Annotated in this window: 10 protein-coding genes and 1 pseudogene; 4 read left to right on the top strand and 7 right to left on the bottom strand. The window is 44.2% G+C overall.

The genetic code is table 11. The features are described from left to right. Positions 1–6: 6 nt before the first annotated feature. From AC3D28_RS14525 to AC3D28_RS14535, 3 genes are all read right to left on the bottom strand, one after another. Entirely contained in the window at positions 7–678 is a 672-nt protein-coding gene (locus AC3D28_RS14525; protein WP_488536475.1) for an ATP-dependent zinc protease family protein, read from the bottom strand. Between the two features lie 11 nt (positions 679–689). Continuing rightward, complete coding sequence (locus AC3D28_RS14530) at positions 690–1,877, bottom strand: amino acid aminotransferase (protein ID WP_488536476.1); 1,188 nt, start codon at positions 1,875–1,877, stop codon at positions 690–692. Positions 1,878–2,029: 152 nt separating this feature from the next. Next, positions 2,030–2,887, bottom strand: a complete 858-nt coding sequence (locus AC3D28_RS14535; RefSeq protein ID WP_488536477.1) for an AraC family transcriptional regulator — start codon at positions 2,885–2,887, stop codon at positions 2,030–2,032. 120 nt (positions 2,888–3,007) lie between these two features. Here AC3D28_RS14535 and AC3D28_RS14540 point away from each other — a divergent pair, with 120 nt between their 5' ends. Further along, entirely contained in the window at positions 3,008–4,393 is a 1,386-nt protein-coding gene (locus tag AC3D28_RS14540; RefSeq protein WP_488536478.1) for an MATE family efflux transporter, read from the top strand. An 84-nt stretch (positions 4,394–4,477) separates the two neighbouring features. Here AC3D28_RS14540 and nrdG read toward each other — a convergent pair whose 3' ends face one another. Together nrdG and nrdD are read right to left on the bottom strand one after the other, a co-directional pair. Beyond that, a complete protein-coding gene (gene nrdG, locus AC3D28_RS14545; RefSeq protein ID WP_488536479.1) occupies positions 4,478–4,948 on the bottom strand; it encodes an anaerobic ribonucleoside-triphosphate reductase-activating protein in 471 nt (156 codons plus the stop codon). Between the two features lie 84 nt (positions 4,949–5,032). Then, complete coding sequence (gene nrdD, locus AC3D28_RS14550) at positions 5,033–7,153, bottom strand: anaerobic ribonucleoside-triphosphate reductase (RefSeq protein ID WP_488536480.1); 2,121 nt, start codon at positions 7,151–7,153, stop codon at positions 5,033–5,035. 309 nt (positions 7,154–7,462) lie between these two features. Between nrdD and AC3D28_RS14555 the strand changes: the two genes are divergently transcribed. The 3 genes from AC3D28_RS14555 to AC3D28_RS14565 all read left to right on the top strand — a co-directional run bounded on the left by AC3D28_RS14555 (position 7,463) and on the right by AC3D28_RS14565 (position 9,743). After that, positions 7,463–8,329, top strand: a complete 867-nt coding sequence (locus tag AC3D28_RS14555; protein WP_488536815.1) for an endonuclease/exonuclease/phosphatase family protein — start codon at positions 7,463–7,465, stop codon at positions 8,327–8,329. A 68-nt stretch (positions 8,330–8,397) separates the two neighbouring features. After that, positions 8,398–8,904 (top strand): helix-turn-helix domain-containing protein, encoded by a 507-nt coding sequence (locus AC3D28_RS14560; RefSeq protein ID WP_098414183.1) that lies wholly within the window; start codon positions 8,398–8,400, stop codon positions 8,902–8,904. Beyond that, entirely contained in the window at positions 8,901–9,743 is an 843-nt protein-coding gene (locus AC3D28_RS14565; protein ID WP_488536032.1) for an IS3 family transposase, read from the top strand. The genes AC3D28_RS14560 and AC3D28_RS14565 overlap by 4 nt, the downstream gene beginning before the upstream one ends. Positions 9,744–9,815: 72 nt before the next feature. Here AC3D28_RS14565 and AC3D28_RS14570 read toward each other — a convergent pair whose 3' ends face one another. Both AC3D28_RS14570 and AC3D28_RS14575 read right to left on the bottom strand, forming a co-directional pair. Then, the gene (locus tag AC3D28_RS14570; RefSeq protein ID WP_488536481.1) at positions 9,816–10,871 is read right to left on the bottom strand and encodes an efflux RND transporter periplasmic adaptor subunit; all 1,056 of its coding nucleotides are present in this window, start codon (positions 10,869–10,871) and stop codon (positions 9,816–9,818) included. Continuing rightward, positions 10,868–14,176 (bottom strand): annotated as a pseudogene (locus AC3D28_RS14575) (efflux RND transporter permease subunit). The gene AC3D28_RS14570 and the pseudogene AC3D28_RS14575 overlap by 4 nt, the downstream one beginning before the upstream one ends. Between the last annotated feature and the right edge of the window lie 25 nt (positions 14,177–14,201).

The raw sequence follows: 14,201 nt of genomic DNA on the forward strand, positions 1-14,201 counted from the left end.
GTATTGTTATTTCTTGCTCGAGTTCGTTGGTTTATCTTGAACATATTGCTTAGATACATCGACGATTGCGATGTCTCTGAAAAAACTTCGGCCTAACAAGATTGGAAACTTCATATGCCCACGCTCTGCAAGCGTAAATTCCGTTCTCTCTTTGTGATCACCAACAGTAATGTAAACCTTTACAACGGCACGTTTATCAACATCTTTATCTTTCGACGATGATTGCTTTATTTTTGTCCAGCGCTCGACGGGGATTTTAAACTCTTTGGTCGTTTTCCCGTTGAAATCAATTTTAAACTGAACCCAATCTTTACCATCGCGTTCAAACGGCACAATATCGGTGGCGCTGATCGACGAGGTTGTTGCGCCAGTATCTACTCTTGCTTTGAACGTGTGACCAATTTCAGAAACGTAAACCCACTCTTCTGCACCGAGAATTAACAGGCCATCCGATGTTTTTTGTACCTTGATTGGTTTTACCGGTTTTGGTTTTCGTTCCCGATTAGACTCAGCGTCAGGCTTCGGCTCTAACTTCGGCTTAACGACTGGTTCGACTGTTACAGGCTCTTCGACTTTTGGCGTTTCTGGTTCAATAGGTTCTGTGGTCGTTTGAGTTGACGTACAAGCAATTAAACTGCCACTAATTATAAGCGGCAGAATCAATTTCCAGTTTTTCATCCTCACTCCAATTAAGGTTGAGATATTTTCTTAATTGCGTCTGCTACGTATGGAATATGTGTTTCGGTTAGACCAGCGATGTTAATTCGACCATCACCAACACCATAAATGCCATACTCTTCACGCAGTTGTGCCATTTGGTTTCCATTAAACCCTAGCACAGTAAACATCCCTTTGTGAGTTTCAATGAAGTCGAATTGATCTGTATGATGATTGTTTCTCAATTCGTTACACAAACTGTGGCGAAGATGGACTAAACGCTGTTGCATTTCGCTTAACTCCTGCTGCCAAACTGAAGTTAGGTTGGGATCTTGGAGAATCGTCTTAACCAAAGCAGCACCATGATCTGGCGGCATGGTATAAGTCGAACGTGCCAAGGTGAGCAATTTACCTTTCGCATTCGTTACATCTTGAGTATTTTTACCCACCACAATTGCGGCACCGGTACGTTCACGATACAAACCAAAGTTTTTTGAACACGATGTTGTGACCAACATTTCTTCGACGTTATCGGCCATAAAGCGAAGACCTTTCGCATCCTGTTCAAGACCATCACCGAAACCTTGGTAAGCAATATCAACAAATGGCATAAAACCATTTTTCTGACAAAGTTCGGTAATCGCTTGCCAAGCTGCAAAGTCAATATCTGCTCCAGTTGGGTTGTGACAACAACCATGCAGCAATACCACATCCGAAGGGCCTGCCTGAGCAAGATCATCCAGCATTCGTGCGGTATCAACCTGTTTCGTTTCCGGAGAGAAGTAATGGTAAAACCTCACCTTGAGACCTGCCGCTTCCATCACTGGTTTATGATTTACATAACTTGGATTAGAAATCCAAACAGTCGTATCTGGTTGCGCGACCTTAATCAGGTCTCCCAACATACGCAATGCACCACTAGCACCCGGTGTTTGAACAGCAGCGGCGCGATCCATTGCTGACGTTCCCGTCAATAAGAGATCAAGCATGCTTTGGTTGAACTCTTCACAACCAGCAAGGCCAACGTAAGACTTAGTTTTTTGAGTTTTGACAACAACATCTTGAGCCATTTGAATGGCTTTCATAATTGGCGTTTCGCCAGCGCTGTTCTTGTATACGCCAATTCCAAGGTCAACCTTGTTTGGACGTTCATCGTTACGGTATGCAACGGATAGAGATAAAATAGGATCTAATACGGGAGTCGGTAGATTAGAAAGCATGAAAGTCATAACCCTTTGAAATTCAAGTATCGAACCTCACGTTAACACTATCGTTAAAAACGGAGAAATGATTTTTCACTTATTTCATTGGTTAAAGGTCAAATCCTAGACGTTGAGGAGGTCTGGACGCTCAAGCGGTCATAAAAAACGATTCACTTCTCTCTGTCCCAATCCACCCTCCCGTTTTTTCTGAATTCTCTTGGGGTCATGCTCGACCATGCTTTGAATCGAGTGCTAAAGTTTGCGCTGGTGGGATATCCGACTATCTCACCGATGTGCTGAATCGGCCATTCTGTAGAACGAAGGAGTCTCGCCGCATATTCCATTCTCATACGCATCAAATGCGCCATCGGCCCTCGGCCAAATTGCTGCTGAGTTAGACGGTGCAAATGCGGCTCTGAACAAGGGTATAATGATGCGAGTTGGTCGACACTCCAATCTTTATGGAGTTGCCGCTGAGCAAGGTCAAACACTCGGCGAAGTTTCAATTGATTACGTGATATTGACTCAGATAATGGCATATTCAACATCAATTCTAATTGAGCAACACTGTGCGCTCCCACGGTACCACCATACTCAATAGGAAGGTTGATACTCCGCAGTAAGGTTTGGATACAGGAGTACATCACTTCAGGGGCTGGGGTAAGTTGATAACTGATATCACGATCTATCATCGACCACTGCTTGTGAGGCGAAAGAAAAAGCCAAGCGATTTTCCACGGCTCTTCTTCCATGCCCAAACTATTTTCAATTCCAGCAGGCACCGTGACTAACGAACCAGGCTCTAAATCATATCGGCAAGAACCACTTTCCAACCAACCTTTTCCTCTTATGGTATAAAGCAGCATGTGCTTCTTCTGATTTTTACGGTATACCGAAAAAAAATCCCGACAGGTAGCAATGCCGCATTGCACTATGCCTCGCTCCTCCAATGCCAGTACACGTGTGTGATCGATCAACTCTTGATAGGTTTTCTCTGAAATGGCGTAACGTTCTTGTTTGTCTTCCATGATTCATTGGCTCACATATGCGTTAATAGAGAGTTACGCAAAGGTTTTGGATGTCTTTGAAAAATACACCGCCAGATCATGTGGATAAACTACTCACATTATTCTTTGAGGGGAAATGCGATGCTCTTAACACGCGAATACATTAATAAAGCATTTTGGCAAAAGCTCATTGCGATTGGTCTCCCTGTTTCAATTCAATCCATGCTTTTTTCATTACTAGGTGTCGTCGATATTTTTATGGTGAGCCAGCTTGGAGAATCGGCAACGGCGGCTGTTGGTGTGGGTAATCGAATCTTTTTCTTTAATCTCGCTGTTGTGCTAGGACTATGCGGCGCCGTCAGTGTGCTGGCATCTCAATATTATGGCGCGGGTAATATTGCTGGAATTAAAAGAACACTCGCTCAGTCTTGGTTTATCGCGACGTTGGTTACGTTGCCATTTATTGCTCTTTACGTCGTCTTTGATAAACAGATCGTAGCGTTTATGTCTGAAGATCCCGAATATGTGCGTTACGCTGGTGAGTACCTAACCGTCACTGGGTTAAGTTTGATTGGAACCGTGGTCGTGGTACCAATAGAAGCGGTGCTCCGTTCGGTTGGACAAACGAAACTGGCCACCAATGTTAGCTTGCTCGCTATCATCGTTAATATCCTATTAAATGCGGTTCTTATTTTCGGCTTGTTTGGCTTTCCGCAATGGGGTGTATTTGGCGCGGCGGTTGGGACATTTATTTCCCGCTTTTTCCAAACTGCGGCCTTGGTTTACTTTTTCTGTAAACGATATTCATACCTTTTACCAACCAAATTTGATTGGACTCAAGGAACACTCAAACCTCATCGTCAAAAGTACTTTCGAGTTTCTCTTCCAATGTTGATTCATGATGCACTGTGGACTGGCGGCTTGATTATTTATAGCATCATTTATGGTCAGTTAGGTGTGTCTGAGCTCGCCATTATCTCACTTTTATCTCCTATTGAAGGCGTATTGATGTCGAGTTTTATGGGCTTTGCGGTGGCGGCATCAGTATTATTAGGAAACGATATTGGAGCTAAACAGTATGACCATGCCGAAAAAACAGCATGGTGGTATGTATTGACCAGTACGCTCTTAGCCATGTTGTTATTTTTCTTAGTGTGGTTGAGCTCACCCTTGATTCATCATCTATTGGAGCTGAGTCCGTTAACCGATCCGGAAATGGCGCTGAATGTGTGCTTAGTCATGGCGCTTGGTATGGTTTTGAGAGTGTTCAATATGGTAGGTATTGGTGGGGTATTAAAAAGTGGCGCTGACATTCGCTACAGCATTTTTATCGATACATTTGGTCAGTGGGTAATCGGCATTCCACTCACCTATTACACCGGAATGATATTAGGACTACCTTTGCATTTTGTCTTGATGTCTCTGTTGGTTGAAGAGATGGTTAAGGGTGCGCTCACCACACACCGGATTCGGTCTAAACACTGGATCAATAATATGGTTGAAGAGAGTGCTTCAGTGATCGCGTAACTCATCAATTGATAATTGAACTCACACCAAAAGGGCTCACCCGTTACTTACGCGTGAGCCCTTTTCATATTCATAAATATGAAGTTAAAGATGGGTAAAATGATGGATGATTTGGTTCGAGCTTCCGCGCCATTCCAGATTGAGGTCTTTCTTGTCTTGCTCAAACTTGCCATCAATCAAAGCGTCGATGTATTGCACCACTTCTCGTTGGGCGTCATCCAACTCAGCCAGTGTGTAACCAGTCCAAACCCAGACATCTTTATTTGGACATTCCTCTCTTACTCGTTTCAATAACTTAAGAATATGAGGCACATTTGCAGGGTGAAGCGGGTCGCCGCCCGATAAAGACAAACCACGGCGCTTGATGCGCGTGTCATTCAGGTCATTAATGATCGTATCTTCCGCTTCTTGCGTGAACAATACACCAGAGTCCAAACGCTGCGTCGACTGGTTGTAGCAGCCACGGCATTGATGCACGCAACCCGACACAAATAAAGTGCAGCGCGTACCCGGCCCATTCACAACGTCAATTGGATAATATTGGTGGTAGTTCATAGTCTATCTCTTTGCTATCGCTAGAACAGAAAATCAACCCAAAATAGGTTGATTTCCAAATATGAATTCGAGTGGCCGTTAAACTTAAAGATGCTTCACTCGACGTTTAACCTCTTCCTGTTTACCGAAGTTAAACGGTCGCGCATCTGGGCTGCCTAGGTAGCCACATACGCGACGTGTTACCGATACTTTTGTCGAATCGTGATTGCCACAACTTGGGCAAGTAAAACCTTTACTTGTGCATGCGAATTCGCCGGTGTAGCCACACTCGTAACACTCATCGATTGGCGTGTTCGTACCGTAGTAAGGTACGCGGGTGTAGCTGTAATCCCATACGTTTTCTAGCGCTTCAACATTGCGTTGCATGTTCGGAAACTCGCCGTAACAGATAAAGCCACCACTAGAAATGTCTGGGTATGGCATTTCGAAATCGATCTTGTCGTAGGGGTTAACTTGCTTTTCTACGTCCAAGTGGAAACTGTTGGTGTAGTAACCTTTGTCTGTTACGCCTTCGATCAAGCCAAACTCTTTCGTATCGATGCGGCAGAAACGACTACATAAATTTTCACTTGGGGTTGCGTACAAGCTGAAACCATAACCCGTTTCGTCCGTCCATTGGTTTATCGCTTCTTTTAGGTATTTCACGATAGCAACCGCTTTTTCTCGTAACACTGCGTCATCGTAAACGTGCGCCTCTGTAGCAAACAAGGCATTAATCGTCTCATGTACACCAATGTAACCAAGAGAAATCGATGCTCGGCCGTTTTTGAAGATTTCGGCCACAGCGTCATCAGCATTAAGGCGAACTCCACAGGCGCCTTCCATATAAAGAATTGGGGCCACGCGCGCTTTGACATTCTCTAGACGCGAAATACGTGTTTCCAACGCTTTACGGGCCAGACGTAGGCGATCATCCAGTAACTCGTAGAACTTATTTTCACTGCCTTTGGCACGGAGAGCGATGCGTGGCAGGTTCAAGCTTACAACACCAAGGTTATTACGACCTTCATGGATAAGTTCACCATCTTCTTCGTAAGTACCAAGGAAGCTACGGCAACCCATTGGGGTTTTAAATGACCCTGTGACTTCCACAACTTTGTCGTAGTTAAGAATGTCTGGATACATACGTTTTGATGCACACTCAAGTGCTAACTGCTTAATATCGTAGTTTGGATCTTCCGGCTTGTGATTCAGGCCATTTTTTATACCGAAAACCAGTTTAGGGAATACGGCTGTTTTACGGTTTTTGCCTAAACCAGCAATGCGGTTTTTCAAAATCGATTGCTGAATAAGACGGGAAGCCCAACTTGTACCAAGACCAAACCCAAACGTAACGAATGGCGTTTGACCATTTGCTGTGTGTAATGTGTTTACTTCGTACTCTAGTGATTGGAATGCGTCATAGCACTCTTTTTCTGTACGTGCATGTGCAAACTCTTCAGGCTCTGCAATGTTCCACTCTTTTGCGATTGTCAGATGCTTCTCATAGCTTGAAATCACATACGGCTCTAACACTTCATCAATACGATTAATGGTCGTGCCACCATAAATATGGCTCGCCACTTGCGCGATGATTTGCGCCGTTACCGCTGTGGCTGTTGAAATTGATTTCGGCGTATCAATTTCCGCATTCCCCATTTTAAAGCCGTGTGTAAGCATGCCTTTTAAGTCGATAAGCATACAGTTAAACATCGGGAAGAATGGTGCATAATCCAAATCATGATAATGAATATCCCCCACTTCGTGCGCTTGAACCACATCACGCGGAAGAATGTGTGTTTTCGCGTAGTGCTTAGCTACAATACCTGCTAATAGGTCGCGCTGAGTTGGGATAACTTTACCGTCTTTGTTCGCGTTTTCATTGATGAGGTCGAGATTGCTTTCTTCGATCAAACCTTCGATTTCACGCGTGAGTGTACTTTGCTTTTCACGGGCGATATCACGATCGTGACGGTATTCAATGTATGAACGGGCTAGCGGTTTGTAAGGACCTTGCATGAGTTCATTCTCGACTAGATCTTGAATCTCATGAATGTGAACTTCATCGTGATCTTGTAGCTGTAACTCGACAGCAAGCGCGACATTGAGTGCATAAATGGCCACATCTTTATCTTTGCTCTCCGCTGCGGCTTCAACTGCTGCTTGGATACGATCCCTGTTGAACGGAGCTCTTGAGCCGTCACGTTTGATTACGATTGGTTTCACTTTCTTCTCCTTACCTTAGCATACTCACAGAATTATCCATAAACACACTATATGGGGCCATCTTTCATTCTAACAACACAATATATTGTGGCGTATTTAACGAAAACCACCACCTAAAAACATTGATTTTGATCAACAAAGATCGCCTAGCGAACAAGAACAAGTCGATCTTATTGGCACCGATCTCAGTTGGAAAGAAAACCATGAAAATTGCAAAATTGGCACGAACTCTACTTGCTTTTTTTAGAACTCTTATAGAATAAAGGGTGGAAAGGAATACGCTAAAAAATGGGAGTGAAACAATCCAATATGCGATCACTGTTTATTGCCGTCTTATTAATTTTCAGCGCCACATCGCTTGCTCAAAATTCCATCAACGTAACCAGTTGGAATATTGAATGGCTCTCTATGCATAATGGCAAAGTTTCTCGAACGAATGCTGATTTCGAAAAACTCAATCACTATGTGGATAAAACTCAAGCCGACGTGATTGCGTTTCAGGAAGTCAACTCTAAAAGCGCGATTCAAAAAGTGACAGGAGACGATTACACGATTTATCTTTCCGATCGAGCGCGGATCAAGAATAAGCCCTTTCAATTTTCTGATATTAATCAATACACTGGGTTTGCTGTCCGCAAAGGAAATACTGTTACTGATTCGCCAGATTTTTCTACCTCGCGTGGTAATCGTAAGTTACGCTTTGCCAGCTACATTGTGATTAACCCCAAAAATGAACACGAGCTTCACCTACTGTCTGTTCATTTGAAAGCCGGATGTCGCGCCGCTTACAGAAATAACCAAAACTGCCAAATACTAAGCCAACAAGGTGAGGCGCTTAGAAAATGGATGAGTAAGAGAGAAAAGAATGATGAACAGTACGCGGTCCTAGGTGATTTCAATCATAACTTGTCTTACCAAGGCGACTGGTTATGGGCGATCATGACACGTGATAATAACGCTCAATTGGTGACGCGCAATACCAAAGCAGCGTGCAAAGTGCGTTCAAATAAGCATTCGCATAAAACCCATCAATTCCGTTCTCTTATTGACCACATTATTGTCAGTTCTAAACTGAAGGCCAATAACGTGCACCAAACCTTGTTTAACTCGCGAGACGTTTTAGATTATAAGCTGAGTGACCATTGCCCTATAAACGCGACCATAACGTTTAACTGAACGAATAAAAAAGCCCGCGTTTTGAACTGCCCCCCAATAGTTGGACACCAATTATTGGGGGTCTTTTTATGTCCAAATATAGCCGCGAGCTAAAATGTATCATTGCTAAACAATGCTTAGATGGTGCGTCATCTCGCTATTTAGCAAAACAATATTCAATGTCTTCAAGACAGATACGGTATTGGGTTCAAGTCTTTGTCATCCATGGTGCTGATTCATTTTTACCAACTAAGCATGCTACTGCTCAGGAAAAACGAAAAGCATTGAATTTAATGTGGACGAATGATTGGTCTCTCACGCACACTAGCGCAGTATTAAACCTCTCATCCCCGGGGATACTCTCTGTCTGGCTCAAAAGATTTAATGAGCTCGGTATCAAAGGGCTCAAAATGCGCCAGAAAGGAAGACCCTCAATGAAACAGCAACCTCAACGTACCACTAAACCTGATAATGAAATGACACTTGAGGAGCTAAAAGAGGAGTTGGTCTACTTACGAACTGAGAATGCCGTTCTAAAAAAGTTGGAAGAGTTGGAGCAGGAAAAAAACCGTCGAACAAAGAAAAAGCGGTCATAGCTCTAACTCTTAAAGGCAAGTACCCGTTGAAGCACTTACTGCACACTCTACAGTTGGCAAAAAGTGTCTTCTATTATCAGGCTCAAACGAGTAAGCGCCCAAATAGCTACGAACGTGAGCTGCGTTTGATAAAGTCAATTTATCATGAACATAAGGGTCGATACGGCTACCGCCGTATTCACTTGGAACTAAAAAATCAGGGGGTTATGCTTAATCACAAAACGGTTCAAAGACTTATGGCTCAGCTCAACCTTAAATCGACGGTCAGGGTTAAAAAGTATCGTTCATACCGAGGAGAATCTGGAACAGCAGCTCCTAACGTGCTTGAAAGAGATTTTAGTGCGACTCAACCCGATGAAAAATGGGTAACAGATGTCACGGAGTTCAAAATCAAAGAGCAGAAAGTATACTTGTCTCCCGTTGTCGACTTGTTTACTCAGGAAGTGGTTGCTTATAGAGTGGCCAAAAATGCCTGCTTGCCGCTTGTCACGGATATGCTGACGGAAGCTATATCAACGCTTAAACCCAACTCAAAACCAATTATACATAGCGATCAAGGTTGGCAATATCGCCATCGACAGTATCAGAAAAAGGTAGCGGAGAATGGGTTAACGCAAAGCATGTCGAGAAAAGGTAACTGCTTGGATAATGCTGTTGCTGAAAACTTTTTTGCTTTACTCAAAACAGAGATGTATCACAACCAAAGCTTTGAAGATGCAGATGCTCTGATAGAACAAATTAAAGAATACATCGAGTACTACAATACCAAGCGTATAAAAGTGAAACTAAAAGGCCTGACTCCGATAGAATATCGAACTCAGGTCTTGAAAGCCGCTTAACAGAAATGTCCAACTTTACGGGGTCACTTCATTTTGCGAAGCTTTTTAATTGCTCAGAGGAGTAAATACAAGTCAACGTGATCTCGGGTTCAGTAACACCACGTCACCCTGCTTTAACCCCGTGCGCACTCGACCCAACTCACCTAGCTGAATAAGCCGCGTCTCCACCTCGCCACTGCCTCGTACTATTTTGACGTAATCCAGTTGCCCAACCTGATAAACCGCTTCTTTCGGCACCCTTAGCACTACATCATCAGTTAACGTTAACGCAACTTTGGCATACGTACCTGGATAAATAGCATTGGGAGAGTCAAATTGAAGCTTAACGGTATAACTGCGTGAATTGGCATCTGCTGAAGGCGTCACTTCTTTTACCATTGCCGAAGTGTTGAGATTATAAGAAGGAAAAACGACATCCACCTCTTTATTGTAAGTTACGTAAGGCATGACAGATTCCGCAAAGTTCACCTCAATCTCTAGTGAGTTGGGGTTATACATCGATAAAAGTAGTGCCCCCGGCGTCGCGGTATCGCCTTTATTAATTGGTTTTTGCGTGATTACCCCCTCAAACGGGGCCGTAATAATGCTGTAACCGAACGTGGTTTCTGCTTCAGATACCGAGGCTTGCGCTTTATTGAAGTTTGCTTGAGCGGTTTGCAACGCACTTTCGGCTTGATCAAATTGCGATTGAGGGATCAATTTTTTATTTAAGAGTGACCTAATTCGAGAGAACTCCTTTCTCGCCGCATTGAGTTGCGCTTGTGCTGACGATAAGGCTTGCTCACTTTGCCTGACTCGTGCATCAAGATCATCGCTTTCTAGTCTCGCCAATACGTCACCAAGCTTCACTCTGTCACCGACCTTAACCAATACTTCCATCACCGTGGCGGTGAGTCGCGCAGCAATATCGGCGCGCTGCTCAGCAACAACCACGCCAGGAAACTCTCGAACCACAGGTTCACGAGTTAGCATCAGCTGATGCGTTTGTGCATTATTAACATCTATCTGATTGGTTTTCACCACGGATTGCGTAGACAGTTTTTCAGTGAAAAAACCGGCCATGTAGAGAAAAAGAAGCGCAAGTATCGCGAATAAAATAACGCCTAACCATTTCTTATCTAATGTCATGACTTTTCCTCCATCTGAGGTAATCCATATCCTCTTGTATTTTGGTATGCCAGGTTATAAACCACCGGAACAACAAGTAGGGTAAAGACAGTCGAAGCGGTAATACCAAATATAATTGCCCAAGCTAATCCATTAAAAATTGGGTCTAAGGTGATAACCACATTACCCAGTAAGGTCGTGCCTGCCGTCAACAGTATGGGACGCATACGTACAACGCCAGATTCAATCAATGCATCATGCAAACCACTGCCGGCTTGCAATGATTGCTGGATAAATTCAATCAGAACAAGAGAGTTACGCACTACAATCCCAGCTAATGCAATCATGCCGATCATTGCAGTGGCGGTGAACAGTGCTGGATTTGGGTAGTTGCCGATGTCATGGCTCAAGACGTTCAGAATCCAGAACCCAGGCATAATCCCGATAACAGTTAATGGGATTGCCAACATAATGATGCCAGACACTGCGGGCAGGCCCGTTTGGATCAACATGACAACAAACACACCAAGTAGAGCTGCACCATAAGCAATACCTAAGTCACGAAATACATCCACCGTAATTTTCCATTCACCCTCACCGCTCCATACCACTTGTATGTTGTCTGGTACGCTCCACGCTACCCCCGCGCCGTTACTTAAATAAGTACGATCTTGCCAGTGGCGATGTCCGTCTTCGGCATCACTGATATTTTGATCTGCCATCAAATCCGCAATCACTTCACCCGGAACCCGTCCTACAACTTCGGCGTACACATACACAACGGGTTTAAGGTTTTTGTGATATCTCGGTTTATCCGCAGCGCGTTTGATAAAATGTCCCATTTCAGATAATTGCACGACTGGCTGAGGCGCATCCACTATCGCTCCATTGGCTTCTACTTTGGCGATACCCGGTCGACCTCGAACATACAATTGCTCCAATTGATTCAGGTTATCTCTGTCTTCACGCGGCAACTGCACTTCAATTGGTAGTGGCGAAATTTCATTAGGACTGGCAATAAAGCCAATCACTTTGGCGTTGGCTGCGGTGATCAAAGTGTTATTGATATCAGCAACAGAAACGCCAGACAGTGCGGCCTTTTCTTGATCAACGATGAATTGCCACGTCTCTAAGTTTCCTTGGATGCTGGTATCGACCTCTGATACGAGTTGTTCTTTACGCAGTCTGTCCGCCACTTTTTCAGCTTGGGTCATCAACTCCTCATAAGAGGTCGCTGCATCGCCATAAACCTCAGCGGTAATGGTGGCGATGACAGGTGGTCCTGGCGGCACTTCCACTAACTGAATATTCGCATCGAATTTGTTCGCGATCTGTTCTAAATCAGTTCTAAGTCGAGTGACAATTTCATGAGATTGCATCGAACGACGATTCTTCTCAGCGAGGACCACGCGCAGTTCCCCTTGGTATGGCTCATTACGCATAAAATAATGACGTACCATTCCATTAAAATCCATTGGCGATGCAGTGCCCGCAAAGCCAGATACACTGGTCACTTCCGGCACCGTCACTAAGTAATCCGTAAAATTCGATAATGCATTCGACGTGTCTACAAAGGTGGACGATTCAGGCATGTTTAACACCAGTTGGAACTCGTTTTTATTGTCGTAAGGTAACAACTTGAGGGGAACCAAGCGTAACGCGGGCAATAACGCCGCTAAGACAAACAATAAAACAACGAGACCAAGAAATAACCACGCTTTTTTTGGGCTTTCTAGAAGTGGCGTTAACACACGGCGATACAAACGGTACATCGGTGAGGATTGGATATCGTAATGACCACTATTCTGTGCTCCTTTGAGTATTTTCTTCGCGAGCCAAGGAGTAATCATAAAGGCGACAATAGTACTGAAGATCACGCTAATGGGGACGTTGAATGCCAGTGGCGCCATGTAAGGGCCCATCATCCCCGTAATAAAAAACATCGGTGTAAACACGATAACAATGGCGACAGTCGACATCAGCAACGCGCTACGGATTTCCGCCATTGCGAGAACGATAGCGTTAGAGCGAGTTAAATCTTTGCGTTTAAGGTATCGCTCAATGTTATCAATACTGGCTATTGGATCATCGACAATCAAACCTAACGCCAATATCAATGCAAATAGCGTCACGCGGTTGATGGAATACCCAAACGCGAGGTCCATTCCGAGCGCCGCCCCATAACTGATAGGAATCGCGATACCCACTACCAAGGCACTGCGCCAGTTAAGAAACAAACCAACAAACACCACAACGGTTAGAATCGAAATACTAAGGCTGGACACTAAATCGGTTACTTTTGCATTCGCGGTTTTACCGTAGTCACGTATCACCTCGATTTTCACTTGAGGTGGAAACTGTTCGGATTGAAGCTGAGTGAGTTTATCTCTGACCGATTGCGCTACATTTACCGCATTCGAGCCTTTTTGTTTAGCAACAGAAATAAACACAGCTGGATAAGCTTCGTTGTGGTTCTTATCTCAATACCACGTGTCAGAGACCGCTTCACCAGCGCCATCATAGATGTGCGCCAGATCTTTTAAGTAAACTGGCTTACGGTTAAGCACCGCAACCACGAGGTTACCTACCTCTTTTGCATTGGTTAGGTATTGGCCAGACTCCAACGTGTAATGTTGTCCGTTAACTCGAATGTTCTTACCTTGAGTTTTATTGTTACTAAGTTGAATAGCTTGTTCGAGATCATCAATGGTCACTTTGAAGTTTGCCATCGCAACAGAGTCGAGCTCTATCTGAATCGTTCTTGGTTCACCGCCAATAACTTCAACCTTATTGGTTGCGTCCAGAGATTTGAGCTCCAACGTCGCTTGATCAGCAATACGTCTTAATTGATGACGATCGAGTATGGCAGGATCCGTAGAATAAACGGCAGCAACGACAATAGGCACATCGTCGATTTCAACGGGTTTAACAAGCCAGTTGGAAACGGAAGGAGGAATTTTGTCCTGATTAGAATACAGTTTGTTGTAGAGCTTAACGAGTGCATCTTCGCGGTTTTCGCCGACATAGAATCGAACTATCACCTGAGCTGCACCTTCCATTGAAGATGAATAAACGTATTCAACTCCATTAATTTGGCTCACTAACTTTTCTAGCGGTTCTGTGATTTGATGTTCAATTTGTGATGCGCTTAATCCCGGAGCCGAAATGAGCACATCGGCCATTGGCACCACAATTTGCGGATCCTCTTCTTTTGGCGTTAACCACAATGCCGCGACACCAACCGAAAACGCCAACAGAATCATGATCGGAGGGAAAAAGCTGTTCATCACAGACTGAACAAAACTTCGCTTTAGTTTGTCGGGCATCCTTTCCCCTCCATATCAGATTAAT

It is taken from the genome of Vibrio sp. TAP-3B, assembly GCF_057784735.1.

Coding starts and splice junctions, on each gene's coding strand:
- AC3D28_RS14525 (WP_488536475.1), bottom strand. CDS start 678: ATGAAAAACTGGAAATTGATTCTGCCGCTTATAATTAGTGGCAGTTTA.
- AC3D28_RS14535 (WP_488536477.1), bottom strand. CDS start 2,887: ATGGAAGACAAACAAGAACGTTACGCCATTTCAGAGAAAACCTATCAA.
- AC3D28_RS14570 (WP_488536481.1), bottom strand. CDS start 10,871: ATGACATTAGATAAGAAATGGTTAGGCGTTATTTTATTCGCGATACTT.
- AC3D28_RS14560 (WP_098414183.1), top strand. CDS start 8,398: ATGTCCAAATATAGCCGCGAGCTAAAATGTATCATTGCTAAACAATGC.
- AC3D28_RS14530 (WP_488536476.1), bottom strand. CDS start 1,877: ATGCTTTCTAATCTACCGACTCCCGTATTAGATCCTATTTTATCTCTA.
- AC3D28_RS14540 (WP_488536478.1), top strand. CDS start 3,008: ATGCTCTTAACACGCGAATACATTAATAAAGCATTTTGGCAAAAGCTC.
- AC3D28_RS14555 (WP_488536815.1), top strand. CDS start 7,463: ATGCGATCACTGTTTATTGCCGTCTTATTAATTTTCAGCGCCACATCG.
- nrdG (WP_488536479.1), bottom strand. CDS start 4,948: ATGAACTACCACCAATATTATCCAATTGACGTTGTGAATGGGCCGGGT.